General features: G+C 62.6%; 27 protein-coding genes. 17 read left to right on the top strand and 10 right to left on the bottom strand.

The features are described from left to right. Positions 1-344 precede the first annotated feature (344 nt). From AB0I57_RS00430 to AB0I57_RS00440, 3 genes are all read left to right on the top strand, one after another. Positions 345-1538 carry an HpcH/HpaI aldolase/citrate lyase family protein gene (locus AB0I57_RS00430; protein ID WP_358328259.1) on the top strand — a complete coding sequence of 398 codons (1194 nt, stop codon included), beginning with the start codon at positions 345-347 and terminating at the stop codon, positions 1536-1538. 184 nt (positions 1539-1722) lie between these two features. Further along, entirely contained in the window at positions 1723-2127 is a 405-nt protein-coding gene (locus AB0I57_RS00435) for a RidA family protein (RefSeq protein WP_358328264.1), read from the top strand. Between the two features lie 76 nt (positions 2128-2203). Further along, positions 2204-2653, top strand: a complete 450-nt coding sequence (locus AB0I57_RS00440) for a PPOX class F420-dependent oxidoreductase (protein ID WP_358328266.1) — start codon at positions 2204-2206, stop codon at positions 2651-2653. Between the two features lie 98 nt (positions 2654-2751). Here the strand turns inward: AB0I57_RS00440 and AB0I57_RS00445 are convergent, their stop codons facing one another. After that, entirely contained in the window at positions 2752-3897 is a 1146-nt protein-coding gene (locus tag AB0I57_RS00445; protein WP_358328269.1) for a DUF475 domain-containing protein, read from the bottom strand. A 152-nt stretch (positions 3898-4049) separates the two neighbouring features. Beyond that, positions 4050-4625, bottom strand: coding sequence for a TerD family protein (locus tag AB0I57_RS00450; protein WP_358328272.1), 576 nt, complete (start codon positions 4623-4625; stop codon positions 4050-4052). A gap of 284 nt (positions 4626-4909) precedes the next feature. Between AB0I57_RS00450 and AB0I57_RS00455 the strand changes: the two genes are divergently transcribed. The 7 genes from AB0I57_RS00455 to AB0I57_RS00485 all read left to right on the top strand — a co-directional run bounded on the left by AB0I57_RS00455 (position 4910) and on the right by AB0I57_RS00485 (position 11808). Then, positions 4910-6121: an HpcH/HpaI aldolase/citrate lyase family protein gene (locus tag AB0I57_RS00455; protein ID WP_358328275.1), complete on the top strand. Its 1212-nt coding sequence runs from the start codon at positions 4910-4912 to the stop codon at positions 6119-6121. Beyond that, positions 6118-7401 (top strand): phosphoribosyltransferase family protein, encoded by a 1284-nt coding sequence (locus AB0I57_RS00460; protein WP_358328277.1) that lies wholly within the window; start codon positions 6118-6120, stop codon positions 7399-7401. The genes AB0I57_RS00455 and AB0I57_RS00460 overlap by 4 nt, the downstream gene beginning before the upstream one ends. Then, positions 7398-8507 (top strand): cysteine protease StiP family protein, encoded by a 1110-nt coding sequence (locus tag AB0I57_RS00465; protein ID WP_358328280.1) that lies wholly within the window; start codon positions 7398-7400, stop codon positions 8505-8507. Before AB0I57_RS00460 ends, AB0I57_RS00465 begins: the two co-directional genes overlap by 4 nt. Further along, the gene (locus tag AB0I57_RS00470; RefSeq protein ID WP_358328283.1) at positions 8504-9382 is read left to right on the top strand and encodes an HAD family hydrolase; all 879 of its coding nucleotides are present in this window, start codon (positions 8504-8506) and stop codon (positions 9380-9382) included. Before AB0I57_RS00465 ends, AB0I57_RS00470 begins: the two co-directional genes overlap by 4 nt. Positions 9383-9664: 282 nt before the next feature. After that, positions 9665-10153 (top strand): hypothetical protein, encoded by a 489-nt coding sequence (locus tag AB0I57_RS00475; RefSeq protein WP_358328286.1) that lies wholly within the window; start codon positions 9665-9667, stop codon positions 10151-10153. Positions 10154-10156: 3 nt separating this feature from the next. After that, the gene (locus tag AB0I57_RS00480; protein WP_358328288.1) at positions 10157-11242 is read left to right on the top strand and encodes a hypothetical protein; all 1086 of its coding nucleotides are present in this window, start codon (positions 10157-10159) and stop codon (positions 11240-11242) included. Then, positions 11239-11808 carry a hypothetical protein gene (locus AB0I57_RS00485; RefSeq protein WP_358328291.1) on the top strand — a complete coding sequence of 190 codons (570 nt, stop codon included), beginning with the start codon at positions 11239-11241 and terminating at the stop codon, positions 11806-11808. Before AB0I57_RS00480 ends, AB0I57_RS00485 begins: the two co-directional genes overlap by 4 nt. A 4-nt stretch (positions 11809-11812) precedes the next feature. Here the strand turns inward: AB0I57_RS00485 and AB0I57_RS00490 are convergent, their stop codons facing one another. Next, a complete protein-coding gene (locus AB0I57_RS00490; protein WP_358328294.1) occupies positions 11813-12208 on the bottom strand; it encodes a helix-turn-helix transcriptional regulator in 396 nt (131 codons plus the stop codon). Between the two features lie 377 nt (positions 12209-12585). On the opposite strand from AB0I57_RS00490, the gene AB0I57_RS00495 reads away from it, so the two are divergent. Both AB0I57_RS00495 and AB0I57_RS00500 read left to right on the top strand, forming a co-directional pair. Then, positions 12586-13314: a methyltransferase domain-containing protein gene (locus tag AB0I57_RS00495; protein ID WP_358328297.1), complete on the top strand. Its 729-nt coding sequence runs from the start codon at positions 12586-12588 to the stop codon at positions 13312-13314. 149 nt (positions 13315-13463) lie between these two features. Beyond that, on the top strand, positions 13464-14072 hold the full coding sequence (locus tag AB0I57_RS00500) for a hypothetical protein (protein ID WP_358328300.1): 609 nt from the start codon (positions 13464-13466) through the stop codon (positions 14070-14072). Positions 14073-14133: 61 nt separating this feature from the next. Here the strand turns inward: AB0I57_RS00500 and AB0I57_RS00505 are convergent, their stop codons facing one another. Both AB0I57_RS00505 and AB0I57_RS00510 read right to left on the bottom strand, forming a co-directional pair. Further along, positions 14134-14988, bottom strand: coding sequence for an LLM class F420-dependent oxidoreductase (locus tag AB0I57_RS00505; RefSeq protein ID WP_358328303.1), 855 nt, complete (start codon positions 14986-14988; stop codon positions 14134-14136). A gap of 47 nt (positions 14989-15035) precedes the next feature. Continuing rightward, a complete protein-coding gene (locus tag AB0I57_RS00510; protein ID WP_358328306.1) occupies positions 15036-15356 on the bottom strand; it encodes a GYD domain-containing protein in 321 nt (106 codons plus the stop codon). Positions 15357-15440: 84 nt separating this feature from the next. Between AB0I57_RS00510 and AB0I57_RS00515 the strand changes: the two genes are divergently transcribed. Together AB0I57_RS00515 and AB0I57_RS00520 are read left to right on the top strand one after the other, a co-directional pair. Further along, complete coding sequence (locus AB0I57_RS00515) at positions 15441-16256, top strand: DUF72 domain-containing protein (RefSeq protein WP_358328309.1); 816 nt, start codon at positions 15441-15443, stop codon at positions 16254-16256. Between the two features lie 63 nt (positions 16257-16319). After that, positions 16320-16790, top strand: a complete 471-nt coding sequence (locus AB0I57_RS00520; protein ID WP_358328312.1) for a hypothetical protein — start codon at positions 16320-16322, stop codon at positions 16788-16790. Positions 16791-16824: 34 nt separating this feature from the next. On the opposite strand, the gene AB0I57_RS00525 is transcribed toward AB0I57_RS00520, so the two are convergent. Next, positions 16825-17253 carry an ester cyclase gene (locus AB0I57_RS00525; RefSeq protein WP_358328315.1) on the bottom strand — a complete coding sequence of 143 codons (429 nt, stop codon included), beginning with the start codon at positions 17251-17253 and terminating at the stop codon, positions 16825-16827. A 337-nt stretch (positions 17254-17590) separates the two neighbouring features. On the opposite strand from AB0I57_RS00525, the gene AB0I57_RS00530 reads away from it, so the two are divergent. From AB0I57_RS00530 to AB0I57_RS00540, 3 genes are all read left to right on the top strand, one after another. Then, on the top strand, positions 17591-18256 hold the full coding sequence (locus AB0I57_RS00530) for an ElyC/SanA/YdcF family protein (RefSeq protein ID WP_358328318.1): 666 nt from the start codon (positions 17591-17593) through the stop codon (positions 18254-18256). 68 nt (positions 18257-18324) lie between these two features. Continuing rightward, the gene (locus tag AB0I57_RS00535) at positions 18325-19416 is read left to right on the top strand and encodes a VIT1/CCC1 transporter family protein (protein ID WP_358328321.1); all 1092 of its coding nucleotides are present in this window, start codon (positions 18325-18327) and stop codon (positions 19414-19416) included. Between the two features lie 181 nt (positions 19417-19597). Further along, the gene (locus tag AB0I57_RS00540; RefSeq protein WP_358328324.1) at positions 19598-21070 is read left to right on the top strand and encodes a DUF4185 domain-containing protein; all 1473 of its coding nucleotides are present in this window, start codon (positions 19598-19600) and stop codon (positions 21068-21070) included. Positions 21071-21195: 125 nt separating this feature from the next. Here AB0I57_RS00540 and AB0I57_RS00545 read toward each other — a convergent pair whose 3' ends face one another. From AB0I57_RS00545 to shbA, 4 genes are all read right to left on the bottom strand, one after another. Continuing rightward, complete coding sequence (locus tag AB0I57_RS00545) at positions 21196-22851, bottom strand: FAD-binding dehydrogenase (protein ID WP_358328328.1); 1656 nt, start codon at positions 22849-22851, stop codon at positions 21196-21198. Next, positions 22848-23552 (bottom strand): TetR/AcrR family transcriptional regulator, encoded by a 705-nt coding sequence (locus AB0I57_RS00550; RefSeq protein ID WP_358328331.1) that lies wholly within the window; start codon positions 23550-23552, stop codon positions 22848-22850. Before AB0I57_RS00550 ends, AB0I57_RS00545 begins: the two co-directional genes overlap by 4 nt. A gap of 119 nt (positions 23553-23671) precedes the next feature. After that, positions 23672-24184 carry a CGNR zinc finger domain-containing protein gene (locus AB0I57_RS00555; RefSeq protein WP_358328334.1) on the bottom strand — a complete coding sequence of 171 codons (513 nt, stop codon included), beginning with the start codon at positions 24182-24184 and terminating at the stop codon, positions 23672-23674. A gap of 173 nt (positions 24185-24357) precedes the next feature. After that, positions 24358-25032: an RNA polymerase sigma factor ShbA gene (gene shbA, locus AB0I57_RS00560; RefSeq protein ID WP_358328337.1), complete on the bottom strand. Its 675-nt coding sequence runs from the start codon at positions 25030-25032 to the stop codon at positions 24358-24360. Positions 25033-25098 lie beyond the last annotated feature (66 nt).

The raw sequence follows: 25098 nt of genomic DNA on the forward strand, positions 1-25098 counted from the left end.
AATCTGCAATCGGCGAACTCCGAAATGCCTGCGCCCCAAAGTTAACCGAAATTCGTAAGCCACGTCAAAACCATTTCGACGAGGAGCGAAACTGGTGTGTTGAAGGCGCAGAGTCGCGGCTGCCGTGACTGGAACTGGTGTTGGTCCGGCTGTTCGCGCGGTCGGAATGCGCGCAAACTACCCCGCGCAGCGGACACCGAATCAGTCCGTTGACGACAATCCAAACCGATGCTAAACCGGAGTGGGTCAAAGCATAACCTTCATCGCACGTAGCGCAGCTCATCATTCGAGACCTCAGTTCAGCGCAGCTGAGAGGGTGATGTGAGCACTGGAACGGACCCGACATGACGATTACTGAGACGAAGGCGTTGGAGCCGGTACGTCATTTCAACCACCTCGATCCTGAAACCCAACGGCAGCTGTTCCTGCGCCCGCCGGAGCCGCTCGGTCCGAACGAGGATCGCACGGTACTTGCCGTTGCTTTGGGTGCCACGCTGTACGTTCCCGCGACAAGGCAAGACCTCGCGGAGACCATCCTCCGCAGGTCCGGCGACGGGGTGTGCTCGATGATCATCGACCTCGAGGATGCTCTTGCCGACCGCGACGTGGAGGCCGGTCTTCTCAATGCCGTCGAGGCGCTCGATCGGATTGCGGTACTCGGTGGTGCGCGCATGCAGTTGTTCGTGCGAGTTCGGGAGGCCGAAGATATTCGCCGCATCTGCAGCCTCTTGACCGACGGTACGCAGGTGCTGTCCGGGTTTGTGATTCCCAAGTTCGGCAGCGCTACAGCGGTAGGGTTTCTCGACGAGTTGATTTCGATGTCCGAGCGACTCGGCAAGCGGTTGTATGCAATGCCCGTGCTCGAGTCATCAGAATTGATCCACCGCGAGACCCGGCACGACGAGCTCATCAGGATCTCCGCTTTGGTCGACGAACACCGTGACCGGATCCTCGCTGTGCGCATCGGGGCCACCGATATGTGCGGTACGTTCGGCATCCGTCGCGACCGCGATCTGACGATCTATGAGGTCCGGGTGGTTGCGGATGTCATCGCCGAGATCGTAAATCTCCTTGGTCGTGCAGACGGCACCGGGCACGTGATCACCGGACCTGTGTGGGAGTATTTCGCCGACCGCGAGAGGCTGTTCCGGCCCACTCTTCGCACCACCCCCTTCGAGAAACACGACATGGTGCAATTTCGCCAGCAGTTGGTCAGCAGCGACATGGACGGGCTGTTGCGCGAAATCGCCCTCGACCGTGCCAACGGTATTCAGGGAAAGACGGTCATCCATCCGACGCACGTCGCGGCCGTCCACGCGTTGTCGGCGGTCACACATGAGGAGTACCAGGATGCTCTCGACATCCGCGGCGGTGAGAGTCGCGGAGGCGTTCAACCGTCGAAGTATCGCAACAAGATGAACGAGATACGCCCGCACCTGGCCTGGGCTGAGAAAACACTCATCCGGGCGAGGGTGTTCGGCGTCACCAACGAGGGAGTCACGTTCGTGGACCTGATGACCGCATCGGGTGTCCAATGAACTCGTATACCTCGCTGCGTGAAGTTCCTTGGACCACAATGCTTTGCTCACCAAGGAGGCGTCGAACCTGACTGCGGTGGCAGTCGGACTCGGGATGCGGGTGTATCGACCAATCGGCTTGTAAGCCATTGATTCCCGGCCTTGTCCGTCCGATCGGAAATCTGCGACACCCAGGAGAGTCGATATGTCCGACACCACCGTCATCAGCACCGGGGATGCGCCGGCGTCTGCGTACACGTTCAGTCAGGGAATCAAGAAGGGCAACATGCTCGCGGTGTCGGGGCAAGGCGCGATGGACCCCACCACCAACGAGTACGTCGCTAGAGGCGACGTTCGCCGGCAGACCCGCCGCACCCTCGCGAACGTGAAGGCGATCCTCGAGGCCGGGGGCGCAACCGTGGGGGACGTGCTGATGTTCCGCGTCTATCTCACCACACGAGACGACTTCGCCGCGATGAACGACGTGTACGACGAGTTCATCACCGAGAATGTGCCGAGCGATCAGCTACCGTGCCGAACCACGGTGTTCGTTGGGCTTCCGCACGAGGACATGCTGGTCGAGATCGACGCACTGGCTGTCACTGGATAGCAACAGGGGAGTGTCTTGCAGTGCGGCGAGGCCCCGGAGTGGAGACACAGGGTCCGGGCATGTGATTGGGTGGGATATGAGCCTCGATGTGAATGAAGCAAAGCGGCCGCTACTCGACTTCGTCGCTACGCACAAGCGTGCGGTCTTGGCCACAATCAAACGCGATGGACGGCCACAGCTGTCGAACGTGGTGTACGCCTGGGACCCTGATACGCACACGGCGCGTGTGTCGGTAACGGCGGATCGAGCAAAGACTCGCAACGCTATACGCGACCCCAGGGTGTCTCTGCACGTCAGCGCCCCTGACTTCTGGAGTTACGTGGTAGTCGAGGGTGACGCGGAACTGAGCGAGGTCACGACCGATCCTCACGACGCCGCCGCAGACGAACTCGTAGAGGTGTACCGGCTCGTTTCCGGGGGAGAGCATGAGAACTGGGACGAGTTCCGTCGCGCGATGATCTCCGATCGGCGGCAGATTCTCAGGGTTCGCGCGACGCACGTATACGGCACAACCCAAACGCCCTGAGTACCCGTTCCGCCTGACGTTGGTAGCCACAAAGTCAGGCGGCAGTGCTCGTGAACTGGTCACGAGCACTGCCGCTGCGTTGTGGTGCGAGCCGGGAATCAGCCCACGGAGACTGGCTTCTGTTCGTCCACGTCCAGGTCATCGTTGGTGCCACCGATCGCGGCAGCCTTGCGGTTGCGCACGACGCTCGAGATGAAGGCGGCGCCGATGAGGGCGACGCCGACGAGTCCCGTGATGTTCTCGTTGACGTGGTAGCCGATGGAGACGAGCAAGATCATCGCCAGCGCGCCGATGGCCCAGTGGGCACCGTGCTCGAGGTACACATACTCCGACAAGGTGCCTTTGCGAACCAGGTACACAGTGATCGACCGGACGAACATTGCGCCGACGAAGCCGAGTCCGAGGGCGATGATGATCGGGTCCGATGTGATCGCGAACGCACCGATGACACCGTCGAAGGAGAAGGACGCGTCGAGGACCTCGAGGTAGAGGAAGAGGAAGAACCCGGCCTTGCCGGTGGCCTTGGCCAACTGGGTGGGCCCACTTCCAGACCTCTCGGCTTCCTCGCCGTTCTCGCCCTCCTCCGGCGTGTTGAACAGCTCACCTAGCCCATTGACGGCGATGTAGGTAATCATGCCGAGCACACCGGCGATCATGACGGTGCCGATCTCGTGCTCGGGCGCGATGTATACGGCGGTGATCAGGAGCAGCGTGCCTGCGACGACGACCGCGAGTTGGTCAAGCTTGCCGATGCGGGCGAGGGGACGCTCTAGCCAGGACAGCCAGGTGATTTCGCGTTCCTCGAGGATGAAGCCGAGGAACAGCATCAACAGGAACATTCCGCCGAAGGCCGCGATCTGCGGGTGCGCGTCCGTGAGCAAGGTCTCGTAGCTGGCGCTGCCGTCAGGGAAGTACGCAGCACCGTCTGCGGGAGGGTTGAGGGCGAGGTCGATGGCGGCGACGGGGCCGAGGCCGGTGGCCAGCCAGACGATTGCCAGGGGGAAGACCAGGCGCATGCCGAAGACGGCGATGACGATTCCGATGGTGAGGAAGATCTTTTGCCAGAACTCGCTCATCCGCCTAAGGACGGTGGCGTTGATCACGGCATTGTCGAAGGACAGGGAGATCTCGAGAATCGACAGGATCGCTACGAGCAGTACGGCCTGTGGGCCGCCGTACAGCGCGGCGATGATCAATGCGATCACCGTCACGGCGAAGGAGAGACCGAATATTCGTACAACCACTAAGCGCGGCCTTTCTCTGATGGGCGATGTCAGGTGATTAGCAGATGTTCACATACCGGGGCGGGTATTGAGCCGAAGCTACGAAACCCACCCCGGTTGGAGAACGACGAGCCTCTGTCAGATAACGACGAGCCTCTGTCAGATATTCACGGTCAGATATTCACGCCGTAGTCCCGGGCGATGCCGCTCAGCCCGGACGCGTAGCCCTGACCGATCGCGCGAAACTTCCAGTCCCCGCCGTGGCGGTACAGCTCGCCGAAGACCATTGCCGTCTCGGTCGAGGCATCCTCGGACAGGTCGTAGCGTGCGAGCTCTTCGCCGTTGGACTTGTCGACGACGCGGATGAAGGCGTTGCGCACCTGGCCGAAAGACTGCCCACGCGCTTCCGCGTCGTAGATCGAGACGGGGAACACGATGCTTTCGATATCGGCCGGGACGCCCGCGAGGTTGACGTTGATCACCTCGTCGTCGCCTTCACCTTCGCCGGTGAGGTTGTCGCCTGCGTGCTCGATCGAACCGTCCGGTGAACGTAGGTTGTTGAAGAACACGAAGTGCTGGTCCGACACGACCTTCTTGTCGGCACCCGTGCCGATGGCGCTCGCATCGAGGTCGAACTCGGTGCCGGTGGTCGATCGGGCATCCCATCCGAGTCCGACCGCCACCGCGGTCAGGTTCGGCGCCTCCTTCGTGAGAGAGACATTGCCGCCTTTGGTCAAACTGACACCCATTACGGGTCCTTTCCGGATGAGGTGAGTGAACCCTCGACAACTGCCGAAGCTCCGAGTTCGTAATGCAGCATCACGATAGTGAATGATGGTCGCAGTGTTTCTCCGGATCGACAACAGCTGGCGCATCATTGGTGCCCAGAATGTGCATAACGCCACGCGTCTGCCTATCCTGCCGTGCTCAGCAAGTCCAACGCGGCAGTTCGGGCGGACCGGTATCCCTACCGAAGTCGCGGTGGTTGGCAAGGCGAGAACACGGACAGGACAACCATGTGGCACGGGGGACGATGAGCGTCAGCGAAGAGATCACGATGTCCGGCGTAGGGGCGGCGGTATCGGTACGTCATTTTCACCACCTCGATCCCGAAACCCATCGGCGGCTGTTCCTGCGCTCGCCGGAGGCGCTCGGCCCGGACGAGGATCGGGCGGTACTTGCCGTCGCATTGGGGGCGACACTGTACGTTCCCGCGACGAGACCAGACCTCGCGGAGACCATCCTCCGCAGGTCCGGCGACGGGGTGTGCTCGATGGTCCTGGATCTCGAGGATGCCGTAGCCGACCGCGAGGTGGAAGCGGCGCTACTCAATGCCGTCGAGGCGCTTGATCGGATCGCGGTAGTCGGCGGTGCGACGGCGCAGCTCTTCGTCCGGGTTCGGGAGGTCGAAGACATTCGCCGCATCTCCGGTTTGCTGACCACCGGTACACAGGTGCTGTCCGGGTTCGTGATCCCCAAGTTCGGCAGCCCAACCGGGGGCGCGTTTCTCGACGAGTTGGCCACCGCGTCGGAGCGACTCGGCAAACGCCTGTATGCGATGCCCGTGCTCGAGTCGTCGAGCGTAGTGCGCCGGGAGACCCGCGACGACGAACTCGCGAAGATCGCCGCATTGCTCGATGAACACCGTTCCAGCATCCTCGCAGTGCGAATCGGAGCCACCGATATGTGCGGTACGTTCGGCATCCGGCGCGATCGTGATCTGACAATCTACGACGTTCAGGTGGTCGCGGACGCGATCGGCGCGATCGTAAATTTCCTCGGCCGTACCGACGGCACCGGGCACGTGATCACCGGACCTGTGTGGGAATACTTTGCCGACCACGAGCGGATGTTCCGGCCGACTCTTCGCGCCACGCCGTTCGAGGAACACGACGAGGTGCGCTTCCGCCAGCGGTTGGTGAGCAGGGACATGGACGGGCTGTTGCGCGAGATCACCCTCGACCGTGCCAACGGTATCCAGGGAAAGACGGTCATCCACCCGACGCACGTCGCCGCCGTCCACGCGTTGTCGTCGGTCACACATGAGGAGTACCAGGATGCCCTCGACATCCTCGACGGTGAGAGCTCCGGGGGAGTTCGAGCGTCGCGTTATCGCAACAAGATGAATGAAATGCGCCCGCACCGAGCCTGGGCAGAGAAGACACTCGTCCGGGCGAAGGTGTTCGGCGTCACCAACGAGGGAGTCACGTTCGTGGACCTGTTGACCGCATCGGCCATCCAATGAGCTCGCATACCTTGTTGCGTGAAGTTCACTGGGCCACAAAATATCTAGGATTGGAATTCACCCATATCGGTTCGGGTGTCGGGATGACCATCTCAGATCTGGTCGTGCCGGGGCTGCGCCGCAACCCGCGCCGCGCGCATCTGCTCGTCTCGACGGTCCTCGGCAAGCACGTGCCCACCGATCCGGGCGTCGTGATCGCCGCGGGCGACCGGCTGGGTGATCAGGTGATGGACGTCCTCGGGACGGATGCAGATCCGGTGGTACTCGGATTCGCCGAGACCGCCACCGGTCTGGGACAGTGCGTCGCAACCAGACTGAATGCCCGCTGCTACCTGCACTCCACACGCCGGGATGTTCCCGAGATCGGGACGTTCGCCGGGTTCGAGGAGGGGCACTCGCACGCCACCAGTCATCAACTGCAGCCGACATCTGTCGAGTTGTTCACAAATGACCATCCTCTCGTGCTGGTGGACGACGAGATCTCGACCGGCGCGACCGCGATTGACGCGATTCGCGCATTGCACGAACACAATCCGCGCAGTCACTACATCATTGCCTCGCTCGTCGACATGCGAGCACAGCACCATCGGGACGCGGTAGACAGTGCTGCCGCCGAACTCGGTGTGAAGATCGACAGCGTGAGCCTGGCGGAGGGATACACAGTCCTTCCGGATGGGCTGGTCGAGTCGGTTGGTGCTCTTCCGGATCCAGTGCTCAACCCGGTCGGGGCGCGGACCGGAACCGTCGAACGTATCGATATCGACTGGCCTGCAGCGGTCCCGGAGGGAGGACGTCACGGGTTCCTGCGGGAAGACTCAGAGGAGTTCGACGCGGCGATCGAATCGGCTGCGGCGGCGCTCTGTGGACGACTCGACCCAGATCGCCCGGTGATCGTCATCGGGCACGAGGAGTTGATGTACCTGCCCTTGCGGATCGCGGAATCCATGTCGACGTCCGGGTACCGGGTTCGATTCCAGACCACGACGCGGTCACCTGCCTACGTGCTCGACCATGCGGGCTACCCCTTGCGCCGTGGATTTCGTTTCACCGCACCGGAGAATGGTGAAGACGAGCCGCGCTTCCTCTACAACGCACAGTGGCCGGAAGAGGACCCTGTCGTTGTCGCGGTGATCGACACCGCGGCAGATACAGACCGACTCACTGCGCGCGGTGGGCTGCTCGACGTTCTCAGCGCGTCGGGAACAGACGTGCTTCTCGCCGCCGTATCCGGCGCAGATCCGCAGTCGCTTCAGGCTGCGCGCGTGGGAGTGTCGGCGTGACGGCGCCGCTGGTCGGCCCGGACTTCGGCTCCTACGCTGCCGACGAGGTGGGGTGGCTTCTGAAGGACTTGTCGCACGTGGCCCTCGAAGCCGATGTCGCCGAGCGTGAGCGGCGCATCCAGGCAGGAGATGCCCACTATGCGGAGACACTGCCCATCGAGTACCAACCAGATGTCGAATACCGCGAACTGTTCGAGAAGGTGTTGCAGGACAGTTCTATCCGGTTGGCACGCGCGGTGGGGTCGGTTACCGAACTCGTACTGGCCGAGAGGGGTCAGGACATCACTCTGGTTTCGTTGGCTCGCGCCGGCACTCCGATAGGTGTGCTGATGCGCCGCTGGGCGCGCGAGGTTCGCGGGTTGACCCTGCCCCACTACGCCGTTTCGATCGTCCGGGATCGGGGCATCGATTCTGTTGCTCTCGATTACCTTTCTCGACACCATGATCCGAAGAAAGTCGTCTTCGTCGACGGCTGGACTGGCAAGGGCGCCATCGCACGCGAATTATCGCAGGCGCTCATCGCTCACCGTGATGCCGGCGGTGCGGAATTCGATGACGATCTGGCAGTCCTGGCCGATCCGGGTCATTGTGTCCGCACGTTCGGTACCCGCGATGATTTCCTGATCGCCTCCGCGTGCCTGAACTCGACCGTTTCGGGGTTGGTGTCGCGAACCGTACTCAACGATGCGCTGATCGGCCCCGGTGAGTACCACGGCGCCAAGTTCTACGCGCATCTGTCGAACGAGGACGTGTCCAATCATCTCCTCGACTCGGTAAGTTCCGCGTTTTCCGATGTCCGCGAGCATGTTCCCGGCGACGTCGAGGAATTGCTTCGTGCTGATCGAACCCCGACGTGGGAAGGGTGGAAGTCCGTCGAGGCGATCCGAGAACAGTACGGTATTTCGAGTGTGAACTTCGTCAAGCCGGGAGTAGGCGAGACCACCAGGGTGCTCCTGCGGCGCGTGCCGTGGCGGGTACTCGTCCGTGACCTCGACGCTCCCGAGCACGCACACATCCGACTGCTCGCCGCTGCGCGCTCGGTACCCGTCGAAGAGGTTCCCTCCCTGGCATATTCGTGCATGGGACTGATCAAGGATCTGGCATGACAACACTGATCGCGACCGATCTCGACCGGACCATGATCTACTCGCGCAGTGCTATGGAACTAGCCGCGGGCGAGAAGGATGTGACCGACCCAGCCGCACAAGACGATTTGCTGTGCGTCGAAGTGTACGACGGCAAGCCCCTGTCCTACGTCACGACGGCCGCCGAGTCCATGCTGCGGCGACTCGCCGACACCACGGTGGTCGTTCCCACCACCACCCGCACAGTCGCACAGTTCCAGCGCATCGAGCTGCCGGGGGCACCGTGGCGGTACGCGATCACCACAAACGGAGGGAACATCCTCGTCGACGGTGTGCCTGACGAGGGGTGGCGGAGCGATGTCGACGCTGCCATCGCTGCCGGTGCGGCATCGTTGTCCGAGATCGGCGACGAGTTGGCTCGCCGGGTCGACGACAGCTGGGTCCGTTCGTCCCGAATCGCCGACGAACTGTTCTCGTATCTGGTCGTCGACGTCGACGCGATGCCTACAGGGTTCGTCGAGGACTGGGACGCCTGGTGTTCGGATCGGGGGTGGGGAGCGTCTCGGCAGGGCCGCAAGGTCTACACGATGCCGAAGGCGGTGTGCAAGAGTCGGGCGGTTGCCGAGGTCCGCGCGCGTCTTGTCAAGGACGGGGTGCTCGAGCAAGGGACTTCCGTATTGGCGGCAGGTGACGGAGCGCTCGACGCCGCCATGCTCAGCAAGGCTGACGCCGCGATCCGCCCTCGACACGGTGAACTCGAAGCACTCGACTGGCAGCATCCGAGTGTGGCTGTCACCGACAGCAGTGGCATCGCCGCCGGCGAGGAGATTCTGCGATGGTTCTGGGACCGCGTGGAATGCGGTGCCGGGTCGACGCCGGCCGCGTCGCCTTTGTAGCGTGCGTGCGAGCCTGGCCGACATTGAAGAAATCGACATTGAAGAAATGATGTGCTCGATCTCCGGCGATCCGAGGACCTTGCTTGCGTCACACCCCCGTCACCTGGCGAGACGTGTGCACAGGTGGCGCGAATCGCACACCGTCGATGCGGTGCTCGTGTTCGATGCGAGCTAGTCTCACCCCCGTTGTTCTGCCGTGGGCCGACCGAGGCTGTAGGTTTCGCGTTCGATACCGGACCGGTGTTCGGGGCGGTATGGCACAGAGAGTCGAACGAGGCGGCAATGGATCGGATAGTAGGTGAGGTGAGTCGGCTGTTGGCACACGCTCGCGGAGTTGAATCGGCTTCGGTCTTCGGGCTGGTGCGCACCGTGGAGCGAATGCGTGGCAGGCCGCTGACCGTGAAGGAGAGCGCGGAGCTGCCACCAGGGATGTTCGGCTTGTGGCGCAACGGTGACGACCGAGACGAGGTGTTCTATGCGCCGTGGGTCGCTGCACCCGATCGCACGGTGGCTCACGAACTCGGGCATATCCTCCTCGGACATGGTGGGCTGCCAGTGGAAGAGGCCGTTCGGCACACTCTGCCTCCCGAATGGCATGACATGGCCTCATTCATGCTTCGTCAGTGCGGGCACGATGCGGGCGCGGACGAGCAGCTGCGGCAACTCGAGCGAGACGCCGAGGGGTTCGCGTCGGAGCTGTGTCGGCGAATCTCCGGAGCGGGCCGTGCACGTTCGGCGCGTATTCGGTCACATTTCAACGAAATCCTCTGAGCTATGGGCCTGATGATCGCATTGTCAGTGCTGCTCTGGTTCGCTGCCGTGACAAGGGCGCGGCGGTGGTGGCAGGCTCGGTCGGTGTTTACGCTCGGCGCCGCAATCGTGTTCACGTTCATGGCGATACACACCACCATCAACATCGGGCCGATCGACCGCGCTGTCAGTGAAGTGCTGGGGTTCCCGAATGCGACGTCGGCGGTCAAGCATGTCGTATTCATCGGGATCAGCCTGGGCGCATCACTCATGATTGTGGCGCTTCGGGTGCCAGGGGCCGCCATCCAACGCCGATGGACGGTGCCTGTGTTCATCGGCGCTGCGGCGACCTCGTCCGCGGCCCTCGCGTTGTTCTTCTCTGCCGATCGTGTTCCACAGGCGGATAGTGGATACGAATTCGACCACCAGTACCTGCACCTTCCTGGATATGCGGAGGCTGCTCTGCTGGTGATGGGCGTGGCGGCGGTGGTCTGTACGATCATTTCGATCGTTGTGCTGCTGGGATGGGACCTCGGCACGCCGGAGGGTCGTGGCCTGGCGATTCTTGCTCCAGGTGTCACGATTCTTGCGGTTTACGCATGGATGAGAACCGGTTACATCACGGCTGTTCGAGCAGCGTGGGTTGAGCCCACCACCACGATATTTGATCTGGGTACCAAGCTGGCCGCCATCGGGATCGTTCTCACGACAACGGGTCTGCTGTGGGCGAGCGTCGAAGGCGGACTCACGGTGCGCCTGCTGCGTCGAGACATCGCGCAGTTGCACCGGAGCTTGGTGGGCGAGCGCTGGCCAGGTGTCGCACGCGAGTCTCACGCCACTGCCGGACCCGCTCGCTATGTCGAGGACCGGGCCACTGAGGTGCTCGACGCTCTCTCGATGCAGGCGCGTCTCGATGGGCTTCCCGAGGTTGGACAGAGGATGGCGAGAGCTGAGTTGATAGCTGATTGGTTGCGATCGGGTGAACCCGCAGGCATCGGGGTATCGGACCTCCGTCCGCCTCCAGGTGCAGATGCTGTCAAATGGGTCCGTGCCATCGGGCGGGCCTATGCGTCGAACTCGGCTCCAACCGGGGCAGGTGACTCGAGGTGACGGCGCGCCTCGCACGACTCCTCACGGAAATCGCCGCCCCGTGGACGGTCAACATCGCGTCGTGTCTGATTCTGGGGTGGTCCATCGGGCATCCAGGTTGGGGCGCGTTCGTCGCGTTGTTCACGGGAGTGCTGCCGATGCTGCTCATCGTGGGTGGCATTGTGCAACAGCGCTTCGGGAATCATCACGTCACGGAGCATTCCGAGCGTCATGGTCTGATTCTGGCCATTCTCGCGCTGGTACTTGTGGCCCTCGTCGTGCAGCTCCTCGCGAGCGCGCCGTCTCAGATGATCGCCCTGACCTGCGCGGGGCTGGCAACTCTCGGAGCGATCGCGGTGTGGACATCCATCGTGCACGTCAAGGCGTCGGTCCACATGGCCGTGTGGTGTGGTGTGGTTGCCATCCTCGCCGTGGCGCTCGGTCCGTGGTGGTGGCTGGCCCTGGCCCTGGCGCCGGCCATCGCCTGGTCGCGAATCTACCTCGGACATCACACGATCGGCCAGATCGTGGTCGGCGCGTCCACAGGATTGGTCATCGCGCCGCTGGTGTACCTTCTGGTCGCTTGACGGCCTACGCCTGCTCGGAGTGTGCGGCTTGGTTTCCGGTCAGGTACGGGTTGTAGGCCCGCGCGGCGGTGGGCACGTCGTCCTCGCGTAGCGACCGGATCCAACTGATATATCTCTGGAAGTCGGCGTAAGAGGAGTCGTCGGCGAAGTAGTCGAGTGGGACGTGGAAGAACCGGGCAATGTCCTGGACGACCTGGAGACTCGGGTTCGGTCGCAGTCCGTTGAGGAGCATCGACACGTATCCCTGGGTGATGGTGCCGCCGTTGCTCCGAATACCGTCCACGATCTCGGACACGGTGAACGGCGGTCGATCTTTCGGATGGACGTTGTCGATCAAGTATCGGAACTTCTCGGCGAAAGTCGCCACCCGATTCTCCCTCTTGTCTGAATGGGCAACCATCGATGGACAGTTCGAATCTACCGGTACACCTGGCCCGAGCTGAGAACCAGTTGCGGTATCACAATCGTAATATTACTATCGTAATGCCCGGGTAGGGGAGGGTCGGAGCGGCTGGGTGAGTAGAGCTGACGGTGGCGGCCCTATCGCACAGGGGGTTCAGGAGTGCGGTTGTGGTTTCGCTCCCATTCGGGGACGACTAGAGCGTTCTCGATCAGCATCTCACCCAGCCGCTCCTTCTTGTATGACGTGAGCGAAAAGCGAGCGTCGCGCCACGTCCACTGCGCGACGCTTCTATCGAAAATGGGATGCGGCTCGGACATCGGCGATGTACTGTCCGACGTTTCCGATACCCATTGAAAAGTACGTAAGGATGCCGCATGGACGAGCGGGCGGGTGGTTGTTCGATCGGTGAATACCTGATCAGCTCGAGGTCGCCCGCGGAGTACCGCGCAATGTTTGCGCTGGACGACTCCGATCTGACCGGCAAGGTGCTCGACTGTCCAGGCGGCGGAGCGAGTTTCACCGCAGAGGCGAACGAACTCGGTGCCGACGCGACCGCGGTTGATCCGCTGTATCGACGGAATGCTGCGGTGATCGCCCAGTACGCTCTGGACGAGGTTGCGCGTGGTTCCGACTGGATGGCGAAGAACAGGGACCGGTACCGCTGGGACTTCTACGGCGACCTCGAGGGGCATCAGAGGATGCGCCGAGCGTCGGCTGAGAAGTTCGCCACCGATATCCTCGCGCACCCGGAACGGTATCGGGCGGGTGCGCTACCGAGGCTACCGTTTCCGGACGGCACGTTCGACCTCGTGCTGTCGTCTCACCTGCTGTTCACATACGCAGACCGCCTGGACTATCGATTCCACATCGACGCACTGCGAGAGTTGGCCCGGGTAGCGAGGGGGAACGTCCGAGTCTTTCCGCTTGTAGACCAGGCAGGCGAACGGCGCGATGATCTGTTGCCACCACTGCTGGTCGAACTCGAATCGTTGGGGCTGAGTCCGCAGGTCCGGACCGTCGACTACGAGTTTCAGCACGGCGCCGATGCGATGCTCGTGTTGGATGCGAGTCACCGTCGCTCAGACGGAACGTCTCATCCCTAAACCTGTTTTCTTCGAATCGATTTCGCCGTGGCAACACCAACCGGTCTGCGCGGTTGGTTTTCGGTCCTGAGATGGATCGGCGCGGGTACGATGCACTCCGGCGCGAACCCCAGGGTTCGTGCGGTTTTCTGCCATCAGGGAGGGGGGCTATGTATCGAGTTCGGCCACCACTGGCTGGACGAGTCGAGGTAAAGGGCGGTCTCGCAAGACTTCTCACGGAGCTTGCGGCCCCGTGGACGGTCAACGTCGCATCGTGCCTCATCCTCGGCTGGTCAGTTGGGCACCCGGGTTGGGGCGCTTTCGTGGCGTTGTTCTCAGGGTTGCTGCCGATGCTGCTCATCGGGCGAGGCGTTGTGCGGGAGAGCATCGGAAACCATCACGTAACCGAGCACTCCGAGCGTCACGGTCTGCTTCTGGCGATCCTCGGCATGATCTTCTTCGCCCTCGTCGTGCAGCTCGTTGCGGGCTCGCCGCCGGAGATGATCGCCCTGACATGCGCCGGCTTGGCCACTCTCGTGGGTATCGCGTTGTGGACGAGCATCGTGCGCATCAACGCGTCGGTCCACATGGCGGTGTGGTGTGGTGTGGTTGCCATCCTCGCGATCGCGCTCGGTCCGTGGTGGTGGTTGGGTCTGGCCCTGGCGCCTGCCATTGCATGGTCGCGGCTCCATCTCGACCATCACACCGTGGGGCAGATTTCGGTCGGCGCGGCGACGGGATTGATCGTCGCGCCGTCGATCTACCTCCTCGTGGCGTAACCGCCGATTCTTCTACCGCCACATACTCTCTCGTATGACAGAACTCTTCGTTCGGCGAAGCTCAAATTCCCAAGGCGCCAGCGATCTTCTGCAGATCGGAGATGGGATCGTCGGCTATGGGGAGTACCTGAATGGCTACGTGATCGGCGCCCGCATCGAGATGCTCCTTGAGTCGGCCCGCCACGTACTCGGCGTCACCGTGCGCGACGAGTGCATCGATCAGTTCGTCGCTGCCGCCGTTGGCAATCTGCTCGGTCGTGTAGCCGAGCCGCTCGAGGTTGTTCACATAGTTTCTTAGGTGCAGATAGGGGTTTTCGACAGCCTCGCGGCCGATCGGGCGTGCGCGGTCGGCGTCGGTGTCGAGAACCACCTTGTGTTCGGGCGCGAGAACTGGCCCCGGACCGAGAAGTTCCCGGGCTTCACGAGTGTGTTGTGGCGTGGTCAGGTACGGGTGGGCTCCAGCCGATCGTGCCGCCGAGAGTGCGAGAACCTTGGGTCCGAGCGCGGCAAGGACGCGCCTACTTTTGGGCACGGCGGCATTGTCGAGGACGTCGAGGTATTCGACCAGCGAGGAGTACGGCTTGCTGTAGTTCAGGCCGGGTTGTTCCGAGTGGCCGACGCCGACGCCGAGGAGGAAGCGTCCCGGAAAACGGGCCTCGAGCCGATGGAACGAGTCCGCGACCTCCGCAGCGGGAGCCATCCAGATATTGGTGATACCGGTTGCTACGGTGATTGACGAAGTGGCGTCGAGGAGCTTCTCGGCGATCTCGAGATCTGCAGGCGGAGAACCGCCGATCCAGATTGCTCCGTAGCCTGCGTCCTCGATGGCCTTCCCGACTTCAGGCTGCAGTCCCGCCGCGTGACGCCAGACGCCGAATTGTCCGAGCTGGGGGGTTTCTTCAATTGTTCGTGACATGTGACATGCACTCTCTATTCTTCGTTCCCGTTCCGGCAGGGTGTCTGTCAGGTGCCGGGCGGCCGGTACTCGGCGTCCCGTCGCACCGCCTCATCGATCTGCTGCGGCGTCAGCAACACCACGGATTCGGATCTCGCCGCACCAGAGGCGGCGGTGCGGATCCCCAGCGTGGCGGCCGCGACCTCGTCCGGCACATCCCCGATTACGAACAGGTCTCTGCCGCCGAGCGCGTAGTAGCAGGATTCGACCGTGCCCCCGACACTTTCGACCATCCGCGTGATTTCCTGGTGTCGTGCGGTGCCACCTTCGGTAAGCAATCCCTGCGCGCCTTCGGGTGAGTACGTGACCTGCCAGAGGTATCTCGGCATCGGTGCCTCCTCGATAGTGGGGTCATCCCCATGGTTCTACCGAGAGCGGCCACATGCAATAGCTGCCGGCGATAGGGTTGTGAGATGGCGAAGGCCAGGGTGGGCATCTCGGGCTGGACGTACCCGGGCTGGCGTGGTGACTTCTACCCGGAGGGTCTGGCTCATCGCGAGGAGCTGGCCTATGCGGCGCGGCGATTTTCGTCCATCGAGATCAACGGATCGTTCTACGCGTTGCAGAAACCGGCAAGCTACGCGAAGTGGCGGGACGAGACCCCGGACGATTTCGTATTCGCGGTCAAGGGGAGCAGGTACATCACCCATATGAAGCGGCTCGCCGATGTCGAGACCGCGCTGCCGAACTTCTTCGCGTCGGGTGTACTGGCACTCGGGTCGAAACTCGGTCCGTTTCTGTGGCAACTGCCGCCCACACTCGCGTTCGACGAAGCAAAGGTGAGCCGGTTCCTCGAACGGCTGCCAAGCACTACCGAGGAGTTGGCGCACCTGGCCCGCGCGCATGACGACAAGCTTCGGGATGACGGCACGCTCACCGAGACCGACGCGAATCGCCTAGTCCGCCATGCGGTCGAAGTTCGGCATCAGAGCTTCGATTCACCCGAGGCGGTCGAACTTCTCCGCGCCCACGCCGCGGCGTTCGTCGTTGCGGACACGGCCGGCCGATACCCGCTGGTGAAGACACCGACGAGCGATTTCGTATACGTACGATTGCACGGCGACGCGAAGCTGTACACCAGCGGCTACAGCGACGGCGCCCTCGACCAGTGGGCCGACGACATCCGCGCATGGACCGATTCCGGCTTGGACGTGTTCGTGTACTTCGACAACGACGTGAAGGGGTACGCCCCGTTCGATGCTCAGCGACTGAGCACCCGGTTGGCGTGAGTTGTCGTCGGCGCATGGCACAGTGGTCGTGCATCAGTGACGCGACGAGATGAGGAAACCATCGTGTGGCCCACCCACTGGCCGACGGTCCCACGGGAGATCGCGGAGGCGGTAGACGCGGCTGTCAGCGCGGCCGTTGCCTCGAATACCACCGCGTTCGCCGTGGCGTTGGAGGATCTCGATGGGCTGCCTGCCGAGCAGGTGCGTCTCGTGCTCTCCACGATCATCCACGAGCTGCTCGAGACGATGCACCCTGATGGCCTCACGGGCGAAGACGTGCAGAACGTTCTCACCCTCGCGGTGCGGAGGGCACACGAGTGGGTGCCCGACGTCGATGTGGCGTCGTTCGTCGCAGTCCTCACAGGCGCACTCGGTGTCGCCGACGCGGACGAATCCGATCCGCCCGCATCCCCCATCCCGTCGGCGATCTTGCTGATCGCAGAACTGTTGTCGAGCACGCAGAAGTCAGTGCACGACTACGTTCGTCGCGCACTGGACGAGGTGGCGCGTGCCGAGACCATCGAAATGCCTTGAGGCGAAATCATATGGAGCGTCGCGCCTAGAGGAATCAACCTCCGTCGGAAGTAAGTCCAAGACCTTCGAGGAATCTGTACTTGTCCCAATCGACCCAGGTTTCGACGATCTTGCCGTCTTCGTATCGATCCGTGTCGACCCCGGTCCATGTGCTCGTATTGCCGGTGGCGGGGATGCCCTCGAATGTTCCGGTCTGTGTGGCCGTCATTCGAAACCGTGAACAGACGTAGTCCTGATCCTGAACCTGAAGCAGGACCTCGAGTTTCACGTCTGAGAAGGCCTCATGGAAGCTCTCGAGCAGAGCCCTCCATTCGTCCAGCGACTTGGTCGACGTGCCACCCGCGACGTCGGGCATCTGATGATTGATGTAGTTCGCGGCCAGGTAGTCGTCCGGGCCGGGCGGGGTATTGTCACCCCAGAGTTCGAGGAAGTGCTTCGATGTCGCTTTGTGATCGGTAGCCATGCTTACCTCCTATGTGGCGAGCGAAGTCTCCACATTCGATACTGCATCAGTCGACCCCGATTTGCCTAGAGGATTTCCGAAGCGACCTGGTATCCGCCAAATCGTCCTATCCGTGGTAGATGACAGTGACAGTTTGCTGAGCTCAGGAAAATTTTCTGATGTTTCATCGAAAATGGTTGCAATGCAGTAGATGTAAGAAATATAGAGGCAAAAATCTGTTGCATGACAATCAATTTGGAAATGTATGCATGGGTTCGGGAACTAGGCCTTCATGACCAGCACCCGAGTCCGCGGTTGTCCGAGCTGAAGTTGGATGACGCTGTGGTTGGATGGAGAGATGGAAAGACGGGTAATCCGCCGGCTGGTCGGCGCCGGGGTGGGACTCGTCGTGCTCGCCGGTGTGATCGTAGCCGCGTCGACGGTATGGACGTCACGTAAGGCGTCCGGTCACGTCTACGATGTCGACGCTGCGCCCGCCGCACCCGTGGTGATCGTGCTCGGGACGCAGGTTCGCGACGGTGAACCCGGGGAGTACCTCGCCGGACGCCTCGATGTCGCGTTGCAACTTCTCGCGGATGGTCGCGCTGGGGCAGCGCTGGTCTCGGGAGACGGGGCGGGTCGGTCCGGTGACGAAATCGCCGCGATGACGAAATACCTGGTCGAGAACGGGGTGGACCCGAGTCGGATCGTCGGCGATCCGTACGGCCTGGACACCTACGACACCTGCAACCGTGCTGCCCGGACGTACGGAGTCACCGAGGCGCTGATCGTCACACAGTCGTTCCACGTGTCGCGAGCGGTGGCGCTGTGCCGAGGGGTCGGGATCGAGGCCGCTGGTGTCGCTGCCGGATGTGACTGCGGCACGATCACGATGGCCCGGAACACGGTGCGCGAATCGCTGGCCCGCCCCAAAGCAATTCTCGACCTTCTGACCGCACGAGACCCTGCGGTTGTTTCCGGGCCCGACGATCGGCTCGGCAAGGCACTCGGCTTCGATGGCTGACCAGATCCGGCGTTGCAGGGAGGACGAAATCGGTAGGCTCTTCGCTGACGACGAGCGGAGGCGCGATCATGGTTTCCCCGACCGATTCGAATGCGAGACCCGACCCGACTCCCCGCGAAATTCGTAGGTGGCGCCGCTACCTCGCGGACGAACGTGCCGAGGCTGCGGTCTACCGGGACCTCGCGAAACGACGCTCGGGTGAGGAACGGGAAATCCTGCTTGCGCTCGCAGAAGCAGAGGGGCGGCACGAGTCTCACTGGCGCACTCTGCTCGGCGAACAAGTCGGAAAGCCCGCACGTGGCGGAATCCGCACTCGCCTCCTCGGTTTTCTGGCCAGGCGGTTTGGATCGGTATTCGTGCTGGCGCTCGCGCAACGCGCCGAGACCCGCTCGCCGTATCCGACAGACTTGGATGCCACCGACGCAATGGGAGCGGACGAACGCATCCACGAAGAAGTGGTGCGCGCTCTTGCCACGCGCGGGCGAAGCCGTCTTTCCGGGACTTTTCGCGCTGCCGTGTTCGGCGCCAACGACGGACTGGTCAGCAACCTTGCGCTGATCCTCGGCATCAGTGGAAGCGGCGCCTCCAACGAAATCGTGTTGCTCACCGGACTTGCCGGACTGCTCTCGGGTGCTCTGTCGATGGGCGCGGGTGAGTACGTATCCGTGCGTTCGCAGCGTGAGCTGCTCGAGGCCTCGACACCGGGGAAGGGGGCGCGGGAGGCTGTGCCACTTCTCGACGTCGATGCCAACGAGCTGGCACTCGTATACCGGGCACGCGGCATGTCGGCGGCGGATGCCGAGAAGAAGGCGTCCGAGGTCCTGGAGGCAACTGATCAACTCGATCCTGTTTCGGGGGAAGACGCCGTCGACCAGCACGAGGCTATCGGTACAGGGCTCGGTGCGGCTGCGGCGAGTTTCTCCTTCTTCGCATCCGGCGCGATCATCCCGGTTCTGCCGTATCTCTTCGGGCTGCAAGGAACCACCGCGCTGGTGGTCTCCGCATCGCTGGTGGGCGTGGCTCTGCTCTCGACCGGCGTGGTAGTGGGACTCCTGTCGGGTGGTCCGCCGATCAAGCGGGCATTGCGCCAGTTGGCAATCGGATACGGTGCCGCGACCGCCACCTACATCCTGGGCATGTTGTTCGGTGCGAGTATCTGAGACCGTCATCGGCACGGCAGAACTTAGGTCTGGGAACCGACCACGTCAGCCCCCCGGGGTTGTCCGAGAAAGTTTTTCGCCCCGAGCGTGCGTGGTGAATCTGTGAGTGCCTGCAGGCGGTGTTACCTTCCAGTTTGCGGTGGTGCCGCGACCGAGCGGCGGATCCAACGGAGGGGGCGGGATGTCGAAGAAGTTGGTCGCGTCGTTCGCGGCCGTGGCGATCGGTTCGGGTGTCATCGTCTACTCGAACCAAAGCGATGCGGTTGCCGAACCCGAGGCGGTGTGGAACGGGATTCCCGGCAGCGGTCCGTGCGCTAGCGAGGTTTCGAACGAGACGGTATCGCTCATCCCGGAGAAGCTGGAGATTCCGGTTCCATACCCGAAGATCACGACGGTGCCCTACCCGGTGGAGGCGAAGGAACCGGTTCGTGTCTCCCAGGAATTACCCGCCGATCCATGCACCGATCCGTGCCCGGACTTGACCGACGAGACCGCCCTGGACTCCGGGAACCTCTCGAGTGTTCTGAACATTCCGGACGTCAGCCTGAAGTTCACACCGTTCCATCTTGGAATTCCCGTCCCGGGAGCCGATATTCAACTACCTCCTCCACCACCGGTGGCAAATCCCGCGACCGTGGAGGCTCCACGCAGTCCTGCTCCGCCGACCCCGAAGGTAGGAGAGGTGACTCGCGTGGCCAAGGTGACCGGGCCGGGTTCGGTCAGTCGCACGGACAAGCGCTACCAGGTCAACGGCACCGACCTCGGGATCATGTGGGAGTCCGCGCCGGACCAGATAGCGATTGCGTTCGGTGACACCTTCGGCAAGGGTTTCATTCCACCCGGCGGCCAGGGTGGCGATTGGCGCAGCAATGTGCTGGGGTTCAGCTCCGACCGCAACCTGGCGGACGGGATGAGCCTGGACAGCATGGTGATGGACAGCCGTTGCCATGCGGCGGAGGTTCTCGACAGCCGAAAGCTCGACAACGTCGAGATCACCACCATACCGACGTCGGGATTCGCCATCGGGGACAGGCAGTACATGAGTTATATGTCGATCCGCACGTGGTACAGCATTCCCACCACGTGGTGGACGAACTACGGCGGTATCGCCTACTCGGACGACGGCGGCTCCACCTGGACGAAGGACCCGTACGCGAAGTGGGAGAACATATTCGGCGTCACCAATTTTCAGGTCGCGTCGATGGTGCCTGTCGGTGACTTCGTCTACATGTTCGGCACTCCCAACACGAGACTGGGTTCGGTCGGACTCGCTCGTGTTCCGGTGGACCAAATCTTGAATACGTCTGCGTACCAGTACTGGCAGAACGGCACCTGGACACCGGTGGGAGGCTTCACGGAAGCGACGCCGATCGTCAATGCTCCCGCCGCAGAACTATCTGTTCGTTACGACGAGACGACGGGCAAGTGGCAGATGGCTTACCTCGACACGTCGAAGCTGGCCATCGTTCTGCGTGAGGCCGACTCGCCGCAGGGTGCCTGGTCCGACGGGGCGCGCATGGTCAGTGTCACCGAGTACCCGGAACTGTACGGCGGATTCATCCACCCCTGGTCGACCGCCGACGACCTGTACTTCACCATCTCGACCTGGTCCGACTACAACGTCTTTCTGATGAGAGCGAAACTGGGCGAGTAACCGGCTCGATAGCGGCGGCTCGGTGGCCGGTCGCGTCGCAGGCGTGACACCTTCACCGGTGTCTCCGCCTGCGACGTCCGCAAACGCGGGAGCGACGGCACTGAGGAAATTGTGAGCGGACGGGCCTACAGCTTGCGGGCCAGTGCGCGACCTGCCGCGCGTCCGGAGAAGATGCAGCCACCGAGGAAGGTGCCCTCGAGTGCGCTGTATCCGTGGACACCTCCGCCGCCGAATCCGGCAACCTCCCCGGCGGCATAGAGGCCTTCGAAGGCCGTGCCGTCCGGTCGGATCACCCGAGAGTCGAGGTCGGTTTCGAGGCCGCCGAGGGTCTTGCGGGTCAGCAGGTGCAGCTTGACCGCGATCAGTGGACCGTTCTTGGGATCGAGTAGTGCGTGTGGGCTAGCGACGCGGGTGATCTTGTCGGACAGAAGATTTCGCGCATTCTGGATCGCCATGATCTGGAAATCCTTGCTGTAACTGTTCTTCACCTCGCGGTCTCGGGCAACTATCTCACGCTCGATGTCCTCGTAAGCCACCGGAGCCTCCGGGGAGATTGCGTTCATGCCGTCGACGAGCTCGCGGAGGTTGTCGCGAACGACGAAGTCCGCACCCTTCTGCTTGAACGCCTCGACCGGTCCGGGCGCCCCCTTCCTGACCCTTTCGGCGAGAAGTTTGAAGTCGCGGCCTGTGATGTCGGGGTTCTGTTCGGAACCCGACAGCGCAAACTCCTTCTCGATGATCTTCTGGTCGAGGACGAACCACGTGTGGTGGTGTCCACTGTCCACGATGTGCTGGAGCGTTCCCAAGGTGTCGAACCCGGGGAAGTTGGGGCTCGGCAGTCGTTTACCGTTGCCGTCGAACCACATCGACGACGGGCCGGGGATTATGCGAATGCCGTGGTTGGGCCAGATCGGATCCCAGTTCTGGATGCCCTCGACGTAGTGCCACATACGGTCCCGGTTCACGATGTTGCCGCCCGCGTTCTCGGTGATCGCCAGCATCCGGCCGTCGACGTGTGCCGGGACGCCGGCGAGCATGTGCTCGGGAGCCTTTCCCAGACGTGCGGGCCAATTCTTCTTGACCAGTTCGGGATTGCCGCCGATGCCTCCCGACGTGACGATTACCGCCTGAGCCGAGAACTCGAACTCCCCGATCGCAGTCCGTGAACTCTTCACTCCGCGAGGCTCGGTGGACGGCTCCAGGACAGTGCCGCGCACGCCGGTGGCGGCGCCGTCCGTCACAACGATCTCGTCGACCTGGTGGCGGTGTTTGAACGTGACCAGTCCCCGCTTCGAGGCCGCGAGGACGCGCGTGAGGAAGATGTCCACCACGCCAGGACCGGTGCCCCAAGTGATGTGGAAACGAGGGACGGAATTGCCTTGCCCGATTGCGGACCCACGTCCACGTTCGGCCCAACTGACGTTCGGCATCAGGCGCAGGCCGAGGTCGTGGAGGTAGCGCCGCTTCTCGCCTGCGGCGAACTCGACGTACGCCTGCGCCCACTGTCGTGGCCATCTGTCCTCGCGGTCACGGTCGAACGCGGCGGTGCCCATCCAGTCTTGGATGGCCAGTTCGTACGAGTCCTTGATGCCCAGGCGTCGCTGTTCGGGGCTGTCGACGAGGAACAGTCCACCGAGCGACCAGAAGGCCTGCCCGCCGAGGTTTGCCGCACTCTCCTGGTCGACGACGAGGACTTTGCGGCCCGCCTGAACCAACTCATAGGTAGCGACCAGTCCCGCCAGTCCTGCTCCGACGACGATCGCATCAGCTTGTTCTGTCACGAAGACTCCTCATTTTTTGGGTGGGTATGAGCGGTATCGGGTTCGGTGTATGCGGCCACGACATGGGTGAAGAGGTCGAGGCGTAGTTCGCGTGCCGAGACGTCGTCCTCCTCGATCAGGCATTGGATCGTTGTGCCGTCGTGCAGGGCGACAAGCGCGCGACCGAGGACGAGAGGATCGCCGACTATGCGTCGACCGAGTCGGCTCAGCGCCTTCTCGAGAATAGGCATGATGGTGTGCAAGATCGCCTCTTCGCGCTCGGCTAGTGCTTGCTGGAGCGGTGGGTTTCGCAGCGCGTGGGCAATGAACTCGGAGTTGATTCGGTACCACTGATCGTCGATCGGGACTGCGTCGAGTACCAGTGCCGTGCCGGTTCGGAGTTTGTCGTCAGGGGTGAGCTGTGCGAGGGCAAGGGCCGAGGAGTCGGCGGTGCAACGGATTCGGTCGAGCATCGAGTTGGAGCGTTGCTCCCACATCGCGAAGAACAACTCGTCCAACGAAGCAAAGTTGGAGTAGAACGCGCCGCGTGTATAGCCTCCGCGTTCACAGATCTGCTCGACGGTAGACCGGCCGAAGCCGTTTTCCGCGAAGACCTCGCCTGCGGCGTCGAGTAGGCGTTGGCGAGTACGCACCCGCCGCTTCGTCACACGCGTGACTGTATCGGCGACAGGTTCGCCGGAGCGTGCCGGCGATGTCGACACAGCGCCTCCTCATCATCCCGGTTCGAGAGCAACGTTCGATACGCTAGCGCATCGGATACACCAGCGTATGCTTTTTCTGGTTGCGTTTCCCGGTTGAGAGCCGGGGAAGAGAGGGGCAGTTACCGGGCCCGATGGCGACGTACGGCATCTCGGTTCGCGCACCGTGGCGAGCAGTACCGCTGGCGGCCGGTGCGCGACACGTCAGCGTAGATGACATGGCATTCTTCTACTGCGCAGCGGCCTAGGCGGTGCATCCCGCGGCCCACCAAGTGCAGCGCCGTCCCCATGGAGATCAGAGCTTCGAGTACACCCGCGAGCGAATGTTGGTCGTCGCGGTAGTGAAGGTGCCAGCCGTCGTCGGCGTGGTTGCTCATTCGGGGATAGGCCGAGGCCTTCTCGAGCATGATGTTGACGAGTTCGGCCCGATCCTCTTCAGCGGTGGCGTCCACGACCAGTGCCCACCGGTCGAGAATTTCGTGCACGTCGGACAGGTCGTCGTCGGTGACGGGGAAGTCGATTACGAGGCCGGACTCGACGCATCGGGCGACGAGTTCCTCTGTTGATTCGGGTGGGCGATTCGCAAGATCAGCGGCTAGTACGACAGCAGGTTCGCCGTAAGGGTTGAGATGCACAATGCCATTACATCACGCTGGGGGCATGAGTGACCAGCATCAACATGAATGGCGTGAAACGTTTCGGTACCGGACGAGCACGGGAATCGTCGCGTACCGTGTCTGCGGGTGTGGACTGTGGGAGGTGTCGCCGACTGAGGTTTCGCCCTCTCAATCCCCGTAGCCATGTCCAATCACGCACGCGACGAACGGGTTCGAGCCGTTGTCTGTGTACAAGCGTGAACAGGTCTCCTTCTCGGCGCTTGTCGAGGTATTGGCGAATGGTTTTGTGCAGTGTCAGATCCAATCCGTTCCCGCAGATGGTTCAGCGCCCGGTGTTGCGCGACGCGGACGGCCCCAGCAGTGGTGTCGAGGACGCGAGCGGTCTGTTGTGCCGACATTCCCAGCACGATGCGCATGAAGAGGATCTGCTGATGCCGGGTCGAGAGACCTTCGACGAGTTGTCCTACGTCGGTGCGTAGTTCGCGGTGGAGAACGTGGTGTTCTGGGCTGTCCTCGGTGCCTACCGGGTCAGCTGCGGCTGCAGCGCGCGCGGTCGTGACGGACCACCGGGTCGCGCGACGCCGAGCGTCACACACCTTGTGCGCCGCGATGCCGAAGATGAACGACAAGAGGGACTTTCCCTGGTCCTCATATGTGGGGAGTGCCCCTATCAACGCCATGCAGACGTCCTGGGTGACGTCTTCGGCGCAGGCATGCGAGCTATCCGTGCCTTCGAGCCTGCTCTTGGAAAAGCTGTACACAAGGGGGTATGCGATACGTAAGACTTCTTCCACGGCCGCTTCGTCCCCATTCACGGCGTCCGGAGCGAGTGCTTCCAATTTGGCTCGCAGGTCCAACTCGATCATGATGTCCTCCCCGATTCTGTGTCCGTATCCAGACTCGACGGAGCATGCGAATGGCGATAGGCACCA

Source organism: Rhodococcus sp. NPDC049939 (assembly GCF_040656415.1).
Classification (GTDB): Bacteria; Actinomycetota; Actinomycetes; order Mycobacteriales; family Mycobacteriaceae; genus Rhodococcus_F.